Source organism: Variovorax humicola (assembly GCF_037889915.1).
In the GTDB taxonomy this organism is placed as follows: Bacteria; Pseudomonadota; Gammaproteobacteria; order Burkholderiales; family Burkholderiaceae_C; genus Variovorax; species Variovorax humicola.
This window is the reverse complement of record NZ_JBBKZV010000003.1, coordinates 300,814-320,260: the sequence shown is the minus strand read 5'-3', so window position 1 is coordinate 320,260 and position 19,447 is coordinate 300,814. Positions and strand designations below refer to the sequence as shown.

General features: G+C 66.4%; 20 protein-coding genes and 1 pseudogene. 11 read left to right on the top strand and 10 right to left on the bottom strand.

Translation table 11 applies throughout. From position 1 onward, the window contains the following. Positions 1–12: 12 nt before the first annotated feature. Together WKW80_RS08465 and WKW80_RS08460 are read right to left on the bottom strand one after the other, a co-directional pair. On the bottom strand, positions 13–183 hold the full coding sequence (locus WKW80_RS08465; RefSeq protein ID WP_340363114.1) for a hypothetical protein: 171 nt from the start codon (positions 181–183) through the stop codon (positions 13–15). Positions 184–412: 229 nt separating this feature from the next. Beyond that, positions 413–853 (bottom strand): carboxymuconolactone decarboxylase family protein, encoded by a 441-nt coding sequence (locus WKW80_RS08460; RefSeq protein ID WP_340363113.1) that lies wholly within the window; start codon positions 851–853, stop codon positions 413–415. Positions 854–949: 96 nt separating this feature from the next. On the opposite strand from WKW80_RS08460, the gene pdxR reads away from it, so the two are divergent. Both pdxR and WKW80_RS08450 read left to right on the top strand, forming a co-directional pair. Further along, complete coding sequence (gene pdxR, locus WKW80_RS08455; RefSeq protein WP_340363112.1) at positions 950–2,383, top strand: MocR-like pyridoxine biosynthesis transcription factor PdxR; 1,434 nt, start codon at positions 950–952, stop codon at positions 2,381–2,383. Between the two features lie 10 nt (positions 2,384–2,393). Further along, positions 2,394–3,320, top strand: coding sequence for a glutaminase (locus WKW80_RS08450; protein ID WP_340363111.1), 927 nt, complete (start codon positions 2,394–2,396; stop codon positions 3,318–3,320). A gap of 36 nt (positions 3,321–3,356) precedes the next feature. Here WKW80_RS08450 and WKW80_RS08445 read toward each other — a convergent pair whose 3' ends face one another. After that, complete coding sequence (locus WKW80_RS08445; protein WP_340363110.1) at positions 3,357–3,785, bottom strand: hypothetical protein; 429 nt, start codon at positions 3,783–3,785, stop codon at positions 3,357–3,359. A gap of 146 nt (positions 3,786–3,931) precedes the next feature. Between WKW80_RS08445 and WKW80_RS08440 the strand changes: the two genes are divergently transcribed. The 4 genes from WKW80_RS08440 to WKW80_RS08425 all read left to right on the top strand — a co-directional run bounded on the left by WKW80_RS08440 (position 3,932) and on the right by WKW80_RS08425 (position 7,683). After that, positions 3,932–4,438, top strand: a complete 507-nt coding sequence (locus tag WKW80_RS08440; RefSeq protein WP_340363109.1) for a hypothetical protein — start codon at positions 3,932–3,934, stop codon at positions 4,436–4,438. 460 nt (positions 4,439–4,898) lie between these two features. Continuing rightward, positions 4,899–6,362: an aminotransferase-like domain-containing protein gene (locus WKW80_RS08435; protein ID WP_340363108.1), complete on the top strand. Its 1,464-nt coding sequence runs from the start codon at positions 4,899–4,901 to the stop codon at positions 6,360–6,362. A gap of 33 nt (positions 6,363–6,395) precedes the next feature. Next, positions 6,396–7,301, top strand: coding sequence for an ion transporter (locus tag WKW80_RS08430; protein ID WP_340363107.1), 906 nt, complete (start codon positions 6,396–6,398; stop codon positions 7,299–7,301). 64 nt (positions 7,302–7,365) lie between these two features. Next, positions 7,366–7,683, top strand: coding sequence for an EthD family reductase (locus tag WKW80_RS08425; protein WP_340363106.1), 318 nt, complete (start codon positions 7,366–7,368; stop codon positions 7,681–7,683). A 253-nt stretch (positions 7,684–7,936) separates the two neighbouring features. Here WKW80_RS08425 and treF read toward each other — a convergent pair whose 3' ends face one another. Genes treF through WKW80_RS08410 form a run of 3 tightly spaced genes read right to left on the bottom strand, consistent with a single transcriptional unit; the run spans position 7,937 to position 12,016 of the window. Further along, on the bottom strand, positions 7,937–9,568 hold the full coding sequence (treF, locus tag WKW80_RS08420; protein WP_340363177.1) for an alpha,alpha-trehalase TreF: 1,632 nt from the start codon (positions 9,566–9,568) through the stop codon (positions 7,937–7,939). Further along, a complete protein-coding gene (locus WKW80_RS08415; RefSeq protein ID WP_340363105.1) occupies positions 9,565–10,797 on the bottom strand; it encodes a CaiB/BaiF CoA transferase family protein in 1,233 nt (410 codons plus the stop codon). Before WKW80_RS08415 ends, treF begins: the two co-directional genes overlap by 4 nt. A gap of 19 nt (positions 10,798–10,816) precedes the next feature. After that, positions 10,817–12,016 carry an acyl-CoA dehydrogenase gene (locus tag WKW80_RS08410; protein ID WP_340363104.1) on the bottom strand — a complete coding sequence of 400 codons (1,200 nt, stop codon included), beginning with the start codon at positions 12,014–12,016 and terminating at the stop codon, positions 10,817–10,819. A 177-nt stretch (positions 12,017–12,193) separates the two neighbouring features. Here WKW80_RS08410 and WKW80_RS08405 point away from each other — a divergent pair, with 177 nt between their 5' ends. Next, positions 12,194–13,096 carry a LysR substrate-binding domain-containing protein gene (locus tag WKW80_RS08405; protein WP_340363103.1) on the top strand — a complete coding sequence of 301 codons (903 nt, stop codon included), beginning with the start codon at positions 12,194–12,196 and terminating at the stop codon, positions 13,094–13,096. A gap of 15 nt (positions 13,097–13,111) precedes the next feature. Here the strand turns inward: WKW80_RS08405 and WKW80_RS08400 are convergent, their stop codons facing one another. After that, positions 13,112–14,914 carry an NAD(P)/FAD-dependent oxidoreductase gene (locus WKW80_RS08400; RefSeq protein WP_340363102.1) on the bottom strand — a complete coding sequence of 601 codons (1,803 nt, stop codon included), beginning with the start codon at positions 14,912–14,914 and terminating at the stop codon, positions 13,112–13,114. 127 nt (positions 14,915–15,041) lie between these two features. Here WKW80_RS08400 and WKW80_RS08395 point away from each other — a divergent pair, with 127 nt between their 5' ends. The 4 genes and pseudogenes from WKW80_RS08395 to WKW80_RS08380 all read left to right on the top strand — a co-directional run bounded on the left by WKW80_RS08395 (position 15,042) and on the right by WKW80_RS08380 (position 18,002). Next, entirely contained in the window at positions 15,042–15,563 is a 522-nt protein-coding gene (locus WKW80_RS08395) for a gamma-glutamylcyclotransferase family protein (protein WP_340363101.1), read from the top strand. Continuing rightward, positions 15,542–15,793: pseudogene (locus tag WKW80_RS08390) on the top strand (enoyl-CoA hydratase-related protein); the annotation flags it as partial. The gene WKW80_RS08395 and the pseudogene WKW80_RS08390, both read left to right, overlap by 22 nt. Positions 15,794–15,842: 49 nt before the next feature. Next, entirely contained in the window at positions 15,843–17,249 is a 1,407-nt protein-coding gene (locus tag WKW80_RS08385) for a selenium-binding protein SBP56-related protein (protein ID WP_340363100.1), read from the top strand. A 51-nt stretch (positions 17,250–17,300) separates the two neighbouring features. Then, entirely contained in the window at positions 17,301–18,002 is a 702-nt protein-coding gene (locus WKW80_RS08380) for a hypothetical protein (RefSeq protein WP_340363099.1), read from the top strand. An 8-nt stretch (positions 18,003–18,010) separates the two neighbouring features. Here WKW80_RS08380 and WKW80_RS08375 read toward each other — a convergent pair whose 3' ends face one another. From WKW80_RS08375 to WKW80_RS08365, 3 genes are all read right to left on the bottom strand, one after another. Then, entirely contained in the window at positions 18,011–18,418 is a 408-nt protein-coding gene (locus WKW80_RS08375; protein WP_340363098.1) for a cupin domain-containing protein, read from the bottom strand. Positions 18,419–18,575: 157 nt separating this feature from the next. After that, positions 18,576–19,139: a hypothetical protein gene (locus WKW80_RS08370; protein ID WP_340363097.1), complete on the bottom strand. Its 564-nt coding sequence runs from the start codon at positions 19,137–19,139 to the stop codon at positions 18,576–18,578. Between the two features lie 7 nt (positions 19,140–19,146). After that, on the bottom strand, positions 19,147–19,428 hold the full coding sequence (locus tag WKW80_RS08365; RefSeq protein ID WP_340363096.1) for a hypothetical protein: 282 nt from the start codon (positions 19,426–19,428) through the stop codon (positions 19,147–19,149). Between the last annotated feature and the right edge of the window lie 19 nt (positions 19,429–19,447).

The window sequence follows — 19,447 nt, the reverse complement described above, 5'->3', positions numbered from 1 at the left end:
TCCGAGGGGCTTTCAGCCGCCCTTCTTGGCGCGCTTGCCGGGGTTCTTCTTGCTGCGGGTGGCGGTACCGCGCTCGAGGCTGCGCTTCTGGCCTGTGCCCGACTTGGGCAGCGTGTAGCCCGGTGCGGGCGTGGGCTTGGGCGAGGCTTTGCGCTCGGCCTCGGTTCTGAAAGTGGTAGGCATGTAGGGGCTCCGGTAAAAAAATGTCCGGGCGACATTAGGCCACAGCGGGGAAACCCGTCCGACGGCGGCCGGAATCCGTCGTGTCGCTGCAGCTCGCCTATCCGCCTTGCCGAAGCCCGGCGGGGGCCAGGCTTCGACGGGTTGGATGGCGGTGGCCACGGCAAGTCGGTATTCATGCGCCGTCTTGTTGTCGGCCCATCCCGGCAGCGCATGGCCAAGCTTGCTCAGCTCACGCGGCCGGCACCGAGCGGAAGCCGATCGCCAGGCGATTCCACACATTGATGGCGCCGATGGCCAGCGTGAGGTCGACGCGCTCGCGCTCATTGAACTCGGCGCACAGGGCCGCATAGTCGGCGTCGGGTGCATGGGTGTCGGCGACGCGCGTGAGGGATTCGGTCCAGGCCAATGCGGCGCGCTCGCGGGTGGTGAAGAACGGGGACTCCTGCCACGCGGCCACGGCATACAGGCGCCGCTCGGTTTCTCCGCGCTTGCGCGCTTCGAGGGAGTGCATGTCGACGCAGTAGGCGCAACCGTTGATCTGCGACGCGCGCAGCTTGACCAGTTCGAGCAGGCCGGCATCGAGGCCGAGCTTGCTGATGGACGCTTGCAGGCCGAGCATCGCCTTGACGGCATCGGGAGAGGCTTTGTAGAAGTCGAGACGGGGTTCCATGGTGTGATCCGGAAGTTGATGGGGTATGGGGAGAATTGTGCGAGCGCGACGGCCTCGGCAAGGTGGCCAATGCGCGGCAGATCGAGGAGTCCACGCGTGGAACTGCATGTGGTGATCGAGGGCAGGAAGGACCTGACGGGCCAGCTCTACGGCCAGCTCAAGGACGCGATCCGATCGGGCCGGCTGGCCGGGGGCGAGCAATTGCCGCCGACGCGCCTGCTCGCGGAACAGCTCGGGCTGTCGCGCAAGACCGTGGCCGAGGCCTATGCGCGGCTGACCTACGACCAATTGCTGGTGGGGCGAACCGGCATCGGCACTTTTGTAAGCAAGGGCATGGCGACCCGGCCGGCGCCGCAGCGCACCGAGGACCTGGCCGGTGCGGCCGTGGCCGCGCAATGGGGCCGCATGGCGACGCCGTTGCGGCACGCGATCCAGGACGCGCAGGCGCGCTTCGAGTACATCGGCGGCGCGCCCTCGGCCGCGCTGTTCCCCGCCGAGGACTGGCGCCGCTGCATGAGTCACGCCATGCGCGAAAGCGCAAAGTCGCGCGGCTTCTACGGGCCGGCAGAAGGCTTGCCGGCGCTGCGGCAAGCCATCGCGCGGCACATCGCGTTCTCGCGCGGCGTGCAGTGCGCGGCGGACGACGTGATCGTGACGGCCGGCGCGCAGCAGGCGCTCGACCTGGTGGCGCGCGTGCTGGTGTCGCCGGGCAGCGTGGTCGCCATCGAGGAACCCGGTTATCCGCCGATGCGCTATCTGCTGGAGGCGCAAGGCGCGCGGGTGGTCGGCGTGCCGGTCGATGACGAAGGCATCGTGGTCGATGCGATTCCGGCCGGCACCCGCTTCATCTACGTCACGCCGGCGCACCAGTTTCCGCTCGGCATGCCGGTGAGCCAGGCGCGCCGCATTGCCTTGCTGCGGCGCGCACAGGAGCTGGGCGCGGTGGTCGTCGAGGACGACTTCGACAGCGAATTCCGCTACACAGGCCGGCCGACCGAAACGCTGTTCAGCCTCGACACGCGAGGCACGGTCGCCTACGTCGGCACCTTCTCGAAGACGATGTCGCCACAGTTGCGATTGGGTTACCTGGTCGCGCCGCCGTCGATCCGCGACGCGGTCGCCACGGCCAAGCACCTGACCGACTCGCACACGCCGCCAATGCAGCAATGGGCGCTCGCCAGGTTCATCGACGATGGGCTGCTGGTGAAGCACATCCGGCGCTGCCACGCGGCCTATGCGCTGCGGCGCGAGAAGCTCATCGCGCGCTTCGCAGGCGACCTGGCGCCGTGGTTCGAGGTGGTGGTGCCGGCGGCGGGCTTTCACATGGCGGCGCTGTGCAGGCAACCGGTGGACATCGGCCTGCTGATCTCGCTGGCGCGGCGCGTCGACGTCGGGCTGTATCCGCTGGCGCCCTTCTTTCATTTCACGCCACCGCAAGAGGGCTTGCTGATGGGCTTCGGCGCCATCGACTCGCTCGACATCGACCCGTCGCTCGACCGGGTGCGCGACATACTCACGCAGATTGCATGAACACCAGCCCATGACAGAACCCGTGAATTTCCAGGCCGTGCTCGACGAGATCAACGCAGAGATACGGCCGCTGCTCGGCGCCGGCGGCACGGTGGCCAGCTACATACCCGCACTGGCACGCGTGCCGGCCGCGCAATTCGGCATTGCGCTACGTACCTGCGCTGGCGCAGAGGCCTGCGCGGGCGATGCGGCCACGCCGTTCTCGATCCAGAGCGTGTCGAAACTGTTCACGCTCACGCTTGCGATGCAGCACCTGGGCGAGCGCCTGTGGGAGCGCATCGGCCGCGAGCCGTCGGGCAACCCGTTCAACTCGCTGGTGCAACTGGAGAGCGAGCAGGGCAAGCCGCGCAACCCGTTCATCAATGCCGGCGCGATCGCCGTGGCCGATCGGTTGGTGAGCCTGGGCGACGCCTGCGCCGACATCCTCGCGCTGATGTCGAGCCTGGCCGGCGAGCCGATCGCGTTCGATGAAGAGGTGGCCGCATCGGAAGCCGAGACGGGCTTCCGCAACATCGCGCTGGCCAACTTCATGAAGAGCTTCGGCAAGCTCGACAACGACGTGGGCCCGGTGCTCGGCATGTACTTTCACCAGTGTTCGATTCGCATGAGCTGCGTGCAACTGGCGCGTGCCGCGGGCTTCCTGTGCCGCGATGGCGCGCATCCGGTCGATGGCCTGGCCGCCGTCACGACCGAGCGGCAGACGCGCCGCATCAACTCGCTGATGCTGACCTGCGGAACCTACGACGCGGCCGGCGACGTGGCCTTCTCGATCGGTCTGCCCTGCAAGAGCGGCGTCGGCGGCGGCATCGTGGCCGTGGTGCCGGACCGGCTCACGCTCGCGGTATGGTCGCCCGCGCTCGACACCACGGGCAACTCCCTGCTGGGCATGAAGGCGCTGGAGTTGTTCGTGGGGAAGACCGGGTTGTCGGTGTTTTGAAGAGCTTGGCTTGACGGGCGAGCCTGGTCACGCAGATCAGCAATTGCCCTTCTTTGCCTGGCCGGGCGGGCAGTGATAGCCGTGGTCGTAATAGCGTTCCCCGTGACGCTCGCGCTTTTCTTCGCGGCGCTCGGCACGGTGCCAGTCGCCTTCGCGCCAACGCCAGCCGTTGTCCACGCGTACCCATGCACCAGGCGCGTAGGCGTAGTCCGGCCGAGCGGACTGCCAATAGCCGCCGCGCCATGCGTATTCGCGTCCGGTCCATTGCCAGTGCCCGGGCGCCCAGACCTGGCCGGGCCGCACGACAGGCACAGGCTCATAGCGCGGCGGGGGCGGTGCCAGTTGCACGACCCCCGGTACCGGCACGACACCGGGTACGTTGATGTTGACCGAGACTTGCGCGGCGGCACTCAGGGCGGTGGCTGCGAGCGCAGCGGCGAGAGCAGTGGGGATCGCTTTGAGCACGAAAGATCCTTCAGTAATGTGAACCAAACCTGAATCGACCGGCAAGCAGCGCGGCCGACAGCGAAAAGCCGACAGCGTAGCGTAGTCGGCAGCAGAGGATCGAGGCGAGCAGGCGCTAAGCTTCCAGCCCATTCCCGAAAAACCCGATGACCGATATTTTCCTTTCTTCTGACGAAGACACTGGCGACACAACTACCATCCAGGAACCCCGTCTCTGGCGCGACGCGCTCTGGACCGCGCGCGTGATCAAGAACGAGGAAGACGATGGCTGGGCGGTGTCGATGACCCGCCAGGGGGAGGCGGAGGCTGCGCTGGTCGGCCCTTGGACCATGGGCCGCGACAAGAAGAACCCGAAGCCGCTGGATGCGCCGGCCTTCCACACCCTGGTGAAGACCGCGAGCGAGGTGTTGCGCCGGCATGAGCAGCAGTTGCATGCGCAGCTCAACAAGCATGTCAGCGTCGGCGTGGGTTCGGAGCGTATTCGCGTGGCGCTGCAGATCGTGCCGGATGAAGACAACCCGCATGCCGTGCTCACCGCGCAGGATGAGTCCGGTGCTCAGCTTGGTGAGGCGCGCGTGGCGCCGGGGTTCAAGCTGACGATGGCGAGCGCGCAAGCCTGGATCGAGGGCGGATACGCGGCCAGGGTCCGCTGAGGCGCAGCGCCTGCCAGGCCGCGTACCACCACGGCGACGGCCGATGGCTTCGAATCGTGACATCGCCGCACAATGCTCGAAGCTCGACCCAGCCACCGTGCTCCAGTTGATGGCCGTGACCAGACGAAAGCGTGACGACCGGCGCCACCACCGAATCGCCGAGCCAGCGCAGCGGTTCGCGCACCACGACCTGGCCCGAGTCGACACGCAGCATCGTGAATCGATCGAGAGGCAGGTGCAGTGCTTCTCCGCGCTGCAATCGGATAGTGGTGGAGGCGGTCCAGGTCATTGAAAACTCCTTGATGCGATGCCTTGATATTCGGTGGGAAGGCAGCGCAAGAACAGACACAGGCTTTGCCATTGCAAGCAGAACAGACAGCGACGCGCACCGTCTGTTATGGTGATTTTTCGCACCAACTGCATCTGTATTCCAGACCCCGATTTCGCAACGATCGGGGTCATGCACATGCCATCGCACATGCCGCCATCGCCGTCCGCGCCGCCGCTCTACCGCCGCCTTGCTGCGCACTACCGCGGCGCAATCGAAGCCGGCTCGCTTGCGCAGGGCGAGCGCATGCCATCGTTGCGCAGTTTGATGCGGCTGCATGACATCAGCCTGTCCACCGCGTTGCAGCTTTGCCGCACGCTGGAGTCCGATGGCTGGGCCGAGGCACGCGACCGCTCGGGATACTTCGTGCGCAAGCCGCAGCGCCTTCAAATGATGCCGATGGGCGAGCCTGCGGCCAGCACTTCGTTCGATCCGGCCCAGTACGTCGGCATCCACGCACGCGTGTCGGACTTCGTCGCGCGCCGGCGGGCGGCCGACGTCAAGGTCAACTTGTCGACCGCACGCGCCGCGCCGCAGCTCTATCCGGCGGAAGCCTTGCGTTCAAACATGGCGCGCGCATTGCGCCTGCGGCCCGAACTGCTCTCGGGCGCACCGCCGTTGCGAGGGGACCTGAACTTTCGTACTGCGCTGGCCAAGCGTGCGGTCTCTTCGGGCATGACGCTGTCGCCCGAGGAAGTGTTGGTCACCAACGGTTGCATCGAGGCGCTGAACCTTGCGCTACGTGCGGTGGCGCAACCCGGCGACACGATCGCCGTGGAGTCGCCAACGTTCTACGGGTTGCTGCAAGTGCTCGAAAGCCTGGGCCTGCGCGCGCTGGAGATTCCGACGAGTCCGCAGACTGGCCTTTCCGTCGAGGCGCTGGAACTCGCATTTCAGGCCTACGACGACATCAAGGCCGTGGTCGTGATTCCGCACTTGCAGAACCCGCTGGGCAGCGTGATGCCCGATGCGCACAAAGAACGGCTGGTGCGGCTTTGCGAATCCCGGCGCGTGGCGCTGGTCGAAGACGATACCTACACCGAGCTGCTGGATGTCGACACCATGCCCCGCGCAATCAAGTCATGGGATCGCGGCGGGAATGTCATCCATTGCGCATCGCTGCACAAGATCCTCGCGCCCGGCTTGCGGCTCGGCTGGATTTCGGCGGGCCGCTGGCAGGCTCGCGTTGAAATGCTGAAGTACACGCTGTCGCGCCACAACGAAGTGCTCTCGCAGATCGGTGCGGGAGAGTTCATGGGCAGCGGCGCCTACGACCGCCATCTGCGCCGCCTTCGCGCGGCTTTGCGTGTGCAGCGCGAACGCACGGCCGAAGCGATTGCAAGGTACTTTCCTGCAGGGACACGGCTCAATCTGCCGAATGGCGGGCTGCAGTTGTGGGTGGAGCTGCCGGGGATGTGCTCGTCAGCCGATGTGTTCGACGTGGCGCTGCGCGAGGGCATTGCGGTCGCGCCCGGCCTGCTGTTCTCGAACAGCCAGCGCACCAATCACTTTCTGAGGATCAATTGCGGCTGGCCCTATGACGATGCCGTCGACAACGCGATCCGGCGGCTGGGGCGGATCGCGAGCACGCTGTAGCGCAACCATCGCCCGCTGGCATACCATGCCCGCATGGCAAGTTCGTCGCCACCGAAAAACCCGGATCCGGCCTTGTTCGGCAAGCCGACCGCGGGTCTGCGGTTGAAGCTCTACACCATCATCTTCGAGGCCGACACGCGTGCCGGCAGGCTCTTCGACATGGTGCTGATCGCTGTGATCCTGGCCAGCGTGGCGGCCGTGGTGCTCGACAGCATGGCCGCGATCCATGCGGAGTATGCGTTCGCTCTGAGGCTGTTCGAATTGGTCGTGACGGCGGCGTTCACCCTCGAATACATCGTGCGTCTCTACTGCGTGCGACGGCCCCTGCGCTACGCGCGCAGTGTGTTCGGCATCATCGACTTGCTGGCCTTGCTGCCCACCTACCTCACCGTCTTCGTGCCGGGCCTGCATGCGTTGATCGACGTGCGGGTGCTACGGCTGCTGCGCGTATTCCGCGTGTTCAAGCTCACCGAGTACGTGGCCGAATACGGCGCGCTGGGACAGGCGCTGGCCGCGTCGCGGCGCAAGATCCTCGTGTTCATGTCGTTCGTGCTGATGGTGGTCGTGGTCATGGGCACGCTGATGTATGTGGTCGAAGGGCCGGCGCACGGTTTCACGAGCATCCCGGTCGGCGTGTACTGGGCCATCACGACGATGACGACGGTCGGCTTCGGCGACATCGCGCCGAAGACCGGCGCGGGGCGCATGATTGCCTCGGTGATGATGTTGCTTGGGTGGGGCACGCTGGCCGTGCCGACCGGCATCGTGAGCGCCGAGTTCACGGCGCAGCGGCAGAGTGCCCGCGGCACGACAACGCGCACGACAACGCGCACCTGCCACGAATGCCTGAGCGAAGGCCATTCGCCGAGTGCGCTGTATTGCTGCGACTGCGGCGCCAGGTTGCCGGCCTGGCGCCACGATGCCGCGAGCGCGGGGTGACAGTTCCGCCGCGGGCCTGTCCCTCGTAGACTTCGGTGCCCATTCAACAACCAGGAGACACAGCATGATCAAGGTCAGCGTGATGTACCCCAACAAGCCCGGCGCGCGGTTCGACCATGCCTACTACCGCGACAAGCACATGCCGCTTATAAAGGCGCGCATGGGGGACGCCTGCCTGTACTACACAGTCGACAAGGGCATTGCCGGCGGTGCGCCCGGCTCGCCTGCGCCCTACGTCGGCATGTGCCACATCTTCTCCAGTTCGATGGAGTCATTTCAGGCCGGGTTCGGACCACACGCCAAGGAAATCCTTGGGGACATTGCCAACTACACGGATCTGACGCCGGAGATGCAGTTCAGCGAAGTCGTGGTCGAAAGGTAGCGAGGAAAGCCGCTAGACATGATGGTCGCTCGAGAGGCGAAGGCCATTTGCGCGAATGCTTCGGCCAGCGGATCGCCGCAGGGAATTTAGCGGCCGCACCCCGGGTTGTGGGCGCCGCGTGAAGAAGTCATCGACGCTGCGCCACTCCTCCACGCGCGTGCGCTCCGAATCTCCCAGGTCGAACCCGCGCGATGAACATTCGCTGGAGCTCCGCGCGAGATCGTGCGAGCGTTGAATCGAAGGGTGGCAAGCGCTATCGGTGCATCGGGTGCGCCGAGTGCGCGACGCATTCATGCGCCGTGTGCTGCGGATGCGCATGCAGCAGCGCGCGGGTGACGCCGTTGGTCCAGCCGAACCCGTCCTGCAACGGATATTCACCACCGCCTCCGCCGGTCGTCACCTCGTGCTCGACCTGGCGCAGTGCGTATTTCTCGACCAGCTTGCCTTCGCGTTCGTAGACCGCCGCCACGGTGGCGAGCCAGCGGTGCGCTATGGTGCGGGCGAGGTTCTCGTGGCCATAGGCATCGAATCCGCTCATCGCGATCCATTGCAAGGAGGCCCAGCCGTTCGGCTGATCCCATTGCTGGTCGCTGGTGCATTCGGTGGTCGACAGGCCGCCGGGGGCGAGCAGGCGACGTTCGATGGTCTTCGCGAGCGCGTCTGCCTGCGACGGCTCGGCGAGGCCGGCGAACAGCGGCGCTACCGAAGCGGCCGTGAGGCAAGAGCGCCGTAGGTCGAGGCGCCAGTCGTGGTCGAAGAATGCGCCCTGAGTCGCGTCCCACATTCGTGCGATAACTGCGGACTTGCGTGCCTGCGCGTGCTGGGCGAATTCGCGAGATGCTGACGAATCGCCCGCTTGTTCGGCCATGGCCGAGATCGTGGTTTCGAGCTTGTAGAGGAATGCGTTGAGGTCCACCGGCACGATGTCGGTGGTGCAGATGCTGACGAGCGAATCCCTTGTGTCGCGCGGCCTGTCCTCGGCAAGCCAGCGCGTGCTGAAATCCCAACCCGACTCGGCCGCGGCACGCAGGTGGCGATATACCTGCGCGGGGTCGCGGCCCGATTCGCGTGCGGTCGTCACGTCTTCGAGCCAGGCTTCCTCGCGCGGGGCGTCGCGCTCGTCCCAATGGCGATTGAGCAATCGGCCATCGGGCAGGCACACGACGCGACGGCTCGCATTGCCCGGCGCGAGACCTTCGCTGCCGCGCATCCACCACGCATGCTCCTGCCGAAGCTGCGGCAGGAAGTCCAGCGCATGAATGCCCTCGAGCTTCTGCGCCAGCTCGACCATGAACGCGAACAGCGGCGGTTGCGAACGGCCCAGGTAATAGGTGCGCGTGCCGTTCGGCACATGGCCATAGGTGTCGATGAGGTGCGCGAAGTTGACGACCATGTCGTGCAGCAATTCCGCGCGCTCGCTAGCCGCAAGGCCGAGCATGGTGAAGTACGAGTCCCAGTAGTACATCTCGCCGAAGCGGCCACCGGGCACGACATACGCATGGGGCACCTGCAGCGACGAGCCCCGCGGCGGATGTTCGAGCGGATGTCGCGTGAGCACGGGCCAGAGGTCGTCGATGTGAGCGCAAAGCGGCTGGCCCGGCACCGACACGTAGTCGCTCGGCTCGGGCAACTGCGCCGCGAAATGCTGGCCGACGAAGGCCTGGAGATCGAAGCCCGCGGCCTTGCACTGCGCACGGTAGGCCGCCAGGATTTCGGCCGGCTCCTGCAGCGGGGCGCAATCGACGAAGGTCTTGCTGTCCGGGAAGACGCGTGCGCCCTGCACGGCGGTGAACAACTCTTGATAGCGGTCGGCCGGCGTCAGTGTGTCTGGCGCCGGAGCCGCCGCGGCTTTCTGCGCGGCATGTTGCGCAGAGTGCCGTTTCAGACCACCCCCGACGCCCGTAACGCCGCGGCCTGTTCCGCATCGACGCCGAGTTCAGCCAGCACTTCGAAGGTGTGCTGGCCGAGTGCGGGAGGCGCATGCCGCAGCACCGGCGGCGTTGCCGACAGCCGCAGCGGACTCGCGACGCCCACGATGCTGTGGATGCCGTCGCCCGCATCGCGCGGCATCGCCACGGCCAGGCCGCGCGACTTGACCTGCTCGTCGTCGAAGGCCTGCGCGATGTTGTTGATCGGGCCGCAGGGCACGGCCTTGTCTTCGAGCAGCGCGATCCACGCGGCGGTGGTGCGCGTGCGCGTGACGGCTTCCATCTGCGGAATCAGCACCTCGCGGTGTTTGACGCGCAGCGAGTTGGTGATGTAGCGCGGATCTGCTGCCCACTCCGGATAGCCCGCAGCCTCGCAGAAGCGCGAGAACTGGCCGTTGTTGCCGATGGCCAGCAGCATCGCGCCGTCCTTCGTGTGGAAGTCCTGGTAGGGCGCAAGGCTCGGATGGCTGTTGCCCTGGCGCTGCGGCGCCACGCCTGTGTTGAGAAACGCGCTGGCCTGGTTGGCGAGGATGGCCATGCCGACGTCGAGCAGGGCCATATCGATGTGCTGGCCCTCGCCGGTGCGGTGGCGCACTTGGAGGGCAGCAAGGATCGCGGTGCTGGCATAGACGCCGGTGAACAGGTCGGTGAGCGCCACGCCCACGCGCAGCGGCCCGCCGCCGGGCTCCTCGTCGGGACGGCCCGTGATGCTCATCATGCCGGTGGTGGCCTGGATCATCAGGTCGTACCCCGCGCGCGTGGCATGCGGGCCGTCATGGCCGAAGCCGGTCACGCTGCAGTAGACGAGGCGCGGGTTGATGGCGCGCAGGCTTTCGTAGTCGAGGCCATAGGCCTTGAGCCCGCCGGTCTTGAAGTTCTCCACCACGATGTCGCTTTGGGCGGCCATCTGCTTCAGCAGCACCTGGCCCTCGGGTGTCGCCATGTCGATCGTGACCGAGCGCTTGTTGCGGTTGCAGGACGTGAAGTAGGTCGACTGGTTGGTGTCGTGCCCGTTCGAGTCCTTGAGGAACGGCGGGCCCCAGGTGCGCGTGTCGTCACCGGTGCCGGGCCGCTCGATCTTGACCACGTCGGCGCCCAGGTCCGCGAGGATCTGCGTGCACCACGGTCCCGCGAGCACGCGCGACAGATCGAGAACCCGTATGCCGTCGAGTGAGGCTGTGGTCATGCGGCGTGGTGCCTCGGGCTCAGTTCGCGAAGGCTGCAATTCCGGTGATCGCACGGCCCAGGATGAGCGCATGGATGTCGTGCGTGCCTTCGTAGGTGTTGACCACTTCGAGGTTCACCAAATGCCGCGCCACGCCGAACTCGTCGCTGATGCCGTTGCCGCCCATCATGTCGCGCGCCAGACGGGCGATGTCGAGCGACTTGCCGCAGTTGTTGCGCTTGACGATCGAGGTGATCTCGACCGATGCAGTGCCCTCGTCCTTCATGCGGCCCAGGCGCAGGCTGGCTTGCAGGCCCAGCGTGATCTCGGTCTGCATGTCGGCCAGCTTCTTCTGGATGAGCTGGTTGGCTGCGAGCGGGCGACCGAATTGCTTGCGGTCCAGCACGTACTGGCGGGCACGATGGAAGCAGTCTTCGGCCGCTCCGAGCGCACCCCACGAGATGCCGTAGCGCGCGCTGTTCAGGCAGGTGAACGGGCCCTTGAGGCCTTGCACGTCGGGGAATGCGTTTTCCTCGGGACAGAACACGCCGTCCATCACGATCTCGCCGGTGATGCTGGCGCGCAGGCCGACCTTGCCGTGGATCGCTGGAGCGCTCAGGCCCTTCATGCCCTTCTCGAGCACGAAGCCGCGGATCTGGCCGACGGCGCCGCTTTCGCTGACTTCCTTGGCCCACACGACGAACACGTCGGCGATCGGCGAATTGCTGATCCACATCTTGCTGCCGGTGAGCGAGTAGCCGCCGGGCACCTTCTTCGCACGCGTGGCCATGCTGCCGGGGTCGGAGCCGTGGTCGGGCTCGGTCAGGCCGAAGCAGCCGATCCACTCGCCGGTCGCGAGCTTGGGCAGGAACTTCTGCTTTTGCGCCACGGTGCCGAATTCGTTGATGGGCACCATGACGAGCGAGCTTTGCACGCTGGCCATCGAGCGGTAGCCGGAGTCGACGCGCTCGACTTCGCGGGCGATCAGGCCGTAGCAGACGTAGTTGAGGCCGGGGCCGCCGTATTCCTCGGGAATGGTCGGGCCGAGCAGGCCGAGTGCGCCCATTTCGCGAAAGATCGCGGGGTCGGTGACGCCGCTGCGGAAGCCTTCGATCACGCGCGGCAGCAGGCGCTCCTGGCAATAGGCGTTGGCCGCGTCACGCACCATGCGCTCGTCGTCGGTGAGTTGCTGGTCGAGCAGCAATGGGTCGTCCCAGTGGAAGTGCGCTTTGGTGGCCATGAGGGCTGTCTCCGGAATTGAAGGGGAAAGGGAATGAGGCCGATCGTAGCGGCGCAGGGAGTGCGGCGCAAACGAGTTATTCGCACCCAGATATGCGGTTGAGGAATGTCTTGTGCCTGCGTGGGCACAAGCATTCATTGATAGAGCAGGGCCGCCAGTCATACACTCCCGGCATACATGCGCCGCAAAATCCCGCCAGTGCAAACCCTCGTGTGCTTCGATGCCGCCGCGCGCCACGAGAGCTACACGCGCGCGGCGCAGGAGTTGTCGTTGACGCAAAGCGCCGTGTCGCGCCAGATCGGCACGCTGGAGTCGTTCCTTGGCGTGGCGCTGTTCCGCCGCACGCGCCATGGCGTCGCACTGACGGCCAGCGGCGCGGCCTATGCGCGCCAGATCACCAAGCGCCTGGAGGCAATGGAGCGCGACACGCTCGACGCGATGGCGCACCAGGGCGAAGGCGGCTCGATCTCGCTGGCGGCCGTGCCGACTTTCGCCACGCGCTGGCTCATTCCGCGGCTGCCCGGCTTCGCGCAGTTGCAGCCCGACGTGGTGGTGCACATCGAGACGCGCACGCGCCCCTTTCTCTTTGCCGATGCCGAGTTCGATGCCGCGCTGTATGCCGGCACGCCCGCGCAGGTCGCGAACTGGGCAGGCACGCGCGCGCTGATGCTGTTGCAGGAGGACGTGGTGCCGCTGTGTAGTCCGAAGCTGCTGCCGCGCGGCAAGCCGGTGACCCCAGCCGCCATCGCCAGGCTTCCGCTGCTGCAGCAAAGCACGCGGCCGGACATCTGGCGCCAATGGTTCGACGCGCAGCAAGTGGACGCGCCCAACGCGCGCGGCGGCCCGCGCTACGAGTTGTTCTCCATGCTCGCCGCCGGTGCCGCGCACGGCCTGGGCGTCGCGTTGATGCCGACCACGCTGGTCGCGGACGAGCTCCTGCGCGGCGATCTGGTCGTGGCCTGCGCGCGGCCGCTCGAGGGGGAACGCAACTACTACCTCGTCACGCCCGACCGCGGCGAACCGACGCCGTTGTTGAAGCAGTTCAGCGACTGGCTCCTTGCGCAGGCAACCAGCCACTGAATCATTGCTTCTGTGTCAGCGCTTGTGGAACGACGGCGCGCGCTCGTAGACCGGCGTCGGAATCCCCTCCATGCGCGCCTTCAACTGCAGTGCGAGGAACTGCGAGTAGTGGCGCGACTGGTGCAGGTTTCCGCCGTGGATCCACAGGTTGTCGACTTGCGTCGGCTTCCACATGTTGCGCAGTTCGCCTTCCCACGGGCCAGGGTCCTTGGTGGTGCTGGAGCCGAGGCCCCAGCACTTGCCGACCTTGTCGGCGATCTCGGGCGAAATGATGTCGGCGAGCCATCCGTTCATCGAGCCGTAGCCCGTCGCGTACACGAGCAAGTCGCACGGCAGCTCGGTGCCATCGGTCAGCGTCACCGAGCGCTCGTTGACGCGCGCGATGTTCACGCCGCTCTTCAACTTGATGCTGCCGTTGGCCACCAGTTCCGAAGCGCCCACATCGATGTAGTAGCCCGAGCCGCGCCGCAGATACTTCATGAACAGGCCCGAGCCGTCGTCACCGAAGTCGAGTATGAAGCCGGCCTTCTCCAGCCGCGAATAGAGATCCGCTTCGCGCTTCTTCATCTCCTCGTACACGGGGATATGGAAGCTGTGCATGATCTTGTACGGCACCGACGCGAAGATCAGGTCGGCCTTGTGGTGGTCGATGCCGTTCTTCACCGCCTCCTCGGAATACAGGCCGCCGAGCGCCAGTTCCATCAGCGAGTCCGACGGCGCGATGTGCGTCGACGAGCGCTGGATCATCGTCACGTCGGCGCCGTTTTCCCACAGCGCAGCACAGATGTCGTGGGCTGAATTGTTCGAACCGAGCACCACGCACTTCTTGCCCTTGTAGGCCTCTGGTCCCGGGTGCGCGCTGGAGTGATGCTGGTCGCCCTTGAAGTTCTCGGCGCCCTCGATCTTCGGCACGTTCGGATAGCCCGACACGCCGAGCGCGAAGACGAGTTGCTTTGGCCGCAGCACGACTTCCTTGCCGTCGCGTTCCACCGTGACTTCCCACTCCTTCCTGGCCTCGTCGAAGCGCGCCTTCTTCGCCGTGGTGCCGCCCCAGTAGTTGAGTTCCATCACCTTGGTGTACATCTCGAGCCAGTCGCCGATCTTGTCTTTCGGCGAGAACACGGGCCAGTCGTCCGGGAAGGGCAGATATGGCAGGTGGTCATACCAGACCGGGTCATGCAGGCACAGCGACTTGTAGCGCTTGCGCCAGGAGTCGCCCGGCTTCGCATTGCGCTCCACGATGATGGTCGGCACGCCCAGGCGGCGCAACCGCGCGCCGAGCGCGATGCCGCCCTGCCCGCCGCCGATGATCACGACTTCCGGCTGCTTCGTGTAGCCGAGCGTTTCCTGTTCCTCCTTGCGCTTCTCGAGCCAGGTCTTGCGGCCCGGCTGCTGTCCGTGCTCCGCGCCCTTGATGCGTTCGGCGCCGGTCTTTTCCTCGAAGCCCTTGAGTTGGGTCATCGTGGTCAGCAGCGTGAAGGCCTTGCCGTCGCGCAGGCGCAGGTGGCCGCGTCCGCGCGCGACGCGGGTCTCGAAGGTGAACCACGCGTCGACGATGCCACCCGCCTCGCTCGCCTCGCCTTCGATGGCGAAATTCGACGGCGCGGTGTCGGCCAGGCGCGCCTTCAGCATCGCGCGGATGGCGTCGGCGCCTTCCTGCGTGCGGATGTTCCAGGTGAAGGACACCAGGTCGCGCCAGTAGCCGTCGGTCTCGAACAGGGCGACGGCAGCATCGATGTCGCCTTTGGCGAGTGCGGCGCCGAAATCGGCAAGCCATGTGGTCGCGGCCTGGGCCGGGTCAACGGTCACTTCGGTCATTGAGCATGTCTCCGTAGCGTTGAAAGTCGGCCGGACATGATCTGCCTGCGATGGCGCGCATGCGCGGGGGTAAACCCGGAACTTGCCGCCGCTGCAGGCGCGGAGGCATCGCGCCAATAATCCGCGCATGTCCGACAAAGTCCAGTACCTCGCCTACGGCTCCAACCTGCACCCGATGCGGCTCGCTGCGCGGGTGCCTTCGGCCCGGGTGATCGGGGTTGTCGAACTGCCGGGCTGCATTCTGAAGTTCCACAAGCGAAGCCACGACGACTCCGGCAAGTGCCTGCTCGACAAGGCCGCGGGGAGCCAGCACATGGCCTACGGCGTACTCTACGAATTCGACGCGCATGAGAAGGGCGCGCTGGACATTGCCGAAGGCCGGGGCAACGGCTACATGGACCATCGGGTGCAGGTGCGGCTGAACGGGTCGACGCACGCGCCCTTTGTCTATGAAGCCCAGTCGACGCACATCGACCTGAAGCTGCTTCCGTATCACTGGTACAAGCACCTCGTCGTTGCCGGCGCCAGATACCACGGGCTGCCGGCAGACTACATTGCCTCCATCGAGGCGGTCCCTTCCAAAGGCGACCCCAATCTCCAGCGCGCGCAGGACAACGCGGACCTGTTGCGGCGGATGGGCTGGGAGTAGCCTTGCTGCCTCCCCACCACATTCCATCGGCGGTCGCGCGGAAAGCAGCGCAGATTCTTACGAAGAGCCCGGCTGCCGTGCGCTACGGCAAGTCGATGTTCCATCGCCAGCGGCAGATGGCGCTGGCGGAAGCCTACGCCTATGCCGGCGACGTGATGGCCCGCAACATGATGGAAGAGGATGCCGGCGAAGGTATCGACGCCTTCCTGGAAAAACGCGCGCCGAAATAGCCGCTGTCGGCGCATACTGTCGGGCCGTGCTTTTTTGCAGGAGCCTGACATGCTCGAGTCTCTGCGCACCGACCCCACGTTCCATCCCTCGCCGCGCCTGGCGATGGAGGCCGAACCCGAGCGCATCGCCTACACGGCGCTGCTCTCGCCCGACGCCTCGCGGCCCGACGCGCTGGCCGTCGTGGATGTGGATCCGGCCTCCCCCACCTACGGCACCGTGTTGCACCGGGTCGACATGCCGAACAAGGGCGACGAATTCCATCATTTCGGCTGGAACGCGTGCAGCTCGGCCCTGTCGCCGATGTCGGGCCATGCTTTCCTGAAACGGCGCTATCTGGTCGTCCCGGGCCTTCGCTCATCGCGTGTCTACATCCTGGACACGCATCCCGACCCGGTCCGCCCGACGATTGCCCGGGTGATCGAACCCGAAGAGGTCACCCGCAAGACCGGCTACTCGCGCCCGCACACGGTTCACTGCGGACCGGAAGGCCTCTACATCAGCACGGTCGGCGGTGGCGGCACCGACGGCATGGACGGTCCGCCCGGCGTTTTCCTGATGGATTGCAAGAGCTTCGAAGTCATGGGCAAATGGGAGATCGATCGCGGGCCGCAGAAGCTGCACTACGACTTCTGGTGGAACCTGCCGCGCGACTACATGGTGTCGAGCGAATGGGCCCTGCCCCCGCAGATCGAGAACGGCATCGTGGCCGAGGATCTGCTGGCCAACCGCTATGGGCACCGGCTCCATTTCTGGGAGCTCAGCGCCCGGCGCCATGTGCAGACCATCGACCTGGGCGAGAACCACCAGATGGCACTGGAGGTGCGCCCTGCGCACGATCCGGCACGCGAGTACGGGTTCGTGGGCGTGTGCATCGATACCACCAATCTGGAAGCCTCGATCTGGACCTGGTGGCGCGAGGGCGGCCAGTTCCACGCCAAGAAGACCGCGGTGGTTTCGCCGGAGCCTGCAGACCCGGCGGTGCTGCCGCCGCTGCTCAAGGGCTTTGGTGCCGTGCCACCGCTCATCAGCGACATCGACCTGTCGCTGGACGACCGTTTCCTCTACGTCGCGTGCTGGGGCACCGGCGAGCTCCGGCAGTACGACGTGACCGACCCGATGAGCCCGAAGCTGGCGGGCAGCGTGCGCATCGGCGGCATCGCGAAGCACACGCCGCATCCGAACGGCTCTGCCTTCGGCGGCGGCCCGCAGATGACCGAGATCAGCCGAGACGGCAAGCGCGTCTACTTCACCAATTCGCTCTACAGCAAGTGGGACGCGCAGTTCTATCCTGATGGTGTACCGGGCCGGCAGGTGATGTGCAACGTCGGCGCGAACGGTGGTATCGAACTCGACAACAAGTTCTGCGTCGACTTCGGGGCGGAATACGGCGCGCACCAGATCCGGCTGCAGGGCGGCGACTGCTCAACCGATTCGTTCTGCTATTCGTCGGCGTGAAATGTTGCTTCGCAGATCGCGGGGCACGCGCTGGCGTGCTGGACCACTGAGGTGAGCGATCTGGCACAGTCGTGGCCGCTTTGGGCCGGCGTGGTGGCCATCGGCATCTACCACGGGCTCAACCCCGCGATGGGCTGGCCGCTGGCCGTGGCCAACGGGCTGGGCGAGAAACGCGGCGGCGCGGTGTTCGACAGCTGGTTGCCGCTGGGCGCGGGGCATCTGCTCGCCATGGCGCTGGTGCTGGTGCCGTTCGCAGTGCTGGCGTGGCTGCTCCAGTGGAGCCGCGAGATCCGCATCGCCGTCGGCGTGGGCGTGTTGCTGTTCGGCACATCGCAGTTGTTGCTGCCGCACCGCCACCGCTGGCTCGCGCGCATCAAGCCGACACAGCTGGCGCTCTGGTCCTTCCTGATGGCCACGGCGCATGGCGCTGCGCTGATGCTGCTGCCGATCCTCATGGGGCTGTGCGATACGCCGATGCCAGCGGGAGCCACCGGCGCTACGAGCCCCTTCGATCACGCGGCGGTGATGGACCTCATGCGCACGAGTGTGCGCACGGCCGTCGCCGTGTCGCTGGTGCACACCGCCGCGATGATCGGCTCGGGACTCGCGGCCGCGTGGGTCGTTTATCGCTACCTCGGCTTGCGCGCGCTTCGCTCCGCATGGCTCGACTTGGACAAGGTGTGGGCGTTGGGCCTGATGGCATCGGGCGGCGCAGCGGTCGCCACGGCGGTGGCGCACGCCGCGCCGCTATAGCGCTCGAATCAAGCGGCACCAGGCAACCGGTACGGCCGGACCTTGTCCTGCTCCGCCGGATCGTTGCGCGAGACGATGGCGCGCGCCGGCTCCGACGCGCTCAGGTTGATGGCCACGTGCGGCACGCCCGGCGGGATGAAGAGGAAGTCGCCCGCCTCGCTGACCACCGACTGCGCGAGCCCATCGCCGTACACCGTCTCGACGCGGCCGTGCAGGACGTAGATGGCCGTTTCATGACCCTCGTGGAAATGCGGCTCGGACCGCGCGCCCGGCGGGATCACCACGAGGTGCATCGACAGGCCACTCGCGCCGGCACTGTGTCCCGAGATGCCGACGAAGTACGGCAGCCCCTGGCTGGTGGCAACTTCGTGGCTGGGTCGGATAGCGGTGACGGACTGCATCGAACCGGATGGCATGGCGTTGCTCCTGCGAAAACCACGGAACAGGAATATTGCCAGACTGGTTTGAACGCCGGGAGTGCTCGCCTTTTGAAGCCTCTCTCGGGAAAGCCCATGACTTGGTCGGTCACTTCGGGGACGGGTACCGTCCGGAAACGAAATCTCGCTGCCTTCCTCACCGCCCCGGCCGCAAATCCCGCAATGCGATCGCCAGGCAGCCGCCGAAGAACAACATGCCCAGCGCACCGTTCCACCGGTCCGTGCTCGTGTGCCCCGCCACCGCCATCCACAGGCCACCGAGCACGAACACCAGGCTCGCGACCGCCAGGATGACCATGAGGATTCGCTGCCCCAGCGTGGCCGGGCGCCGTGGCGGGGAGTAGCGCAGCGCGGGCCCGGTGAAGCCCAGCCGTTGCGGCAGCAAATCCAGCGCCTCGTCGACCTCGCCCGGCGACAGCCTGAAGACGCGCTTCATCGCATCGATGCGCAACTGCCGCCAATGGCCCTGGCTGTCGGTCACCGACACCACCGCAACGCCAGGGTCCGGAAAGGCCACCGGCTCGGCCGTCACGCCGCGGTTCGGCACCTGCACCAGGACCTCTTCGCCTGGCAGCGCGACCACCCGCACCGTATCCCACGGACCGGCACGATCGTCGTCGTAGTGCCGGTGCTCGACGCGCAGCATGCCGTCGGGCGACAGCACGACGGTCGGGTCGTCTTGCGGTGGGTCGGGGGGCATCGGTCGATCAGTGTCGTGGGCGCACTTCCATCATCATTGCGAGGAGGCTGCCGCCGAAGAAGAACACGCCGAGGACACCGGTCCAGCGTTCGCTGCTGCCCTGGCCCGCAATGGCCAGGCACGCACCGCCCATGGCGAACAGCAGGCATCCCAGTACCACGACGAACGTGGTGATCCGCTGCGCGGCCAACGTCACCGCGGACGTCGGCGCTGCGCAGGCAACAGCCGTGCGCGAATGAGCGCGCAGGGCCTGGGCATCGGTCTCGTGGAAGTAGTGGTTCGCGTCCATGGGCGCAGATTAGCGACGA

Coding starts and splice junctions, on each gene's coding strand:
- WKW80_RS08465 (WP_340363114.1), bottom strand. CDS start 183: ATGCCTACCACTTTCAGAACCGAGGCCGAGCGCAAAGCCTCGCCCAAG.
- WKW80_RS08460 (WP_340363113.1), bottom strand. CDS start 853: ATGGAACCCCGTCTCGACTTCTACAAAGCCTCTCCCGATGCCGTCAAG.
- WKW80_RS08450 (WP_340363111.1), top strand. CDS start 2,394: ATGACAGAACCCGTGAATTTCCAGGCCGTGCTCGACGAGATCAACGCA.
- WKW80_RS08440 (WP_340363109.1), top strand. CDS start 3,932: ATGACCGATATTTTCCTTTCTTCTGACGAAGACACTGGCGACACAACT.
- WKW80_RS08435 (WP_340363108.1), top strand. CDS start 4,899: ATGCACATGCCATCGCACATGCCGCCATCGCCGTCCGCGCCGCCGCTC.
- WKW80_RS08430 (WP_340363107.1), top strand. CDS start 6,396: ATGGCAAGTTCGTCGCCACCGAAAAACCCGGATCCGGCCTTGTTCGGC.
- WKW80_RS08425 (WP_340363106.1), top strand. CDS start 7,366: ATGATCAAGGTCAGCGTGATGTACCCCAACAAGCCCGGCGCGCGGTTC.
- WKW80_RS08415 (WP_340363105.1), bottom strand. CDS start 10,797: ATGACCACAGCCTCACTCGACGGCATACGGGTTCTCGATCTGTCGCGC.
- WKW80_RS08410 (WP_340363104.1), bottom strand. CDS start 12,016: ATGGCCACCAAAGCGCACTTCCACTGGGACGACCCATTGCTGCTCGAC.
- WKW80_RS08405 (WP_340363103.1), top strand. CDS start 12,194: ATGCGCCGCAAAATCCCGCCAGTGCAAACCCTCGTGTGCTTCGATGCC.
- WKW80_RS08400 (WP_340363102.1), bottom strand. CDS start 14,914: ATGACCGAAGTGACCGTTGACCCGGCCCAGGCCGCGACCACATGGCTT.
- WKW80_RS08395 (WP_340363101.1), top strand. CDS start 15,042: ATGTCCGACAAAGTCCAGTACCTCGCCTACGGCTCCAACCTGCACCCG.
- WKW80_RS08385 (WP_340363100.1), top strand. CDS start 15,843: ATGCTCGAGTCTCTGCGCACCGACCCCACGTTCCATCCCTCGCCGCGC.
- WKW80_RS08375 (WP_340363098.1), bottom strand. CDS start 18,418: ATGCCATCCGGTTCGATGCAGTCCGTCACCGCTATCCGACCCAGCCAC.
- WKW80_RS08370 (WP_340363097.1), bottom strand. CDS start 19,139: ATGCCCCCCGACCCACCGCAAGACGACCCGACCGTCGTGCTGTCGCCC.
- WKW80_RS08365 (WP_340363096.1), bottom strand. CDS start 19,428: ATGGACGCGAACCACTACTTCCACGAGACCGATGCCCAGGCCCTGCGC.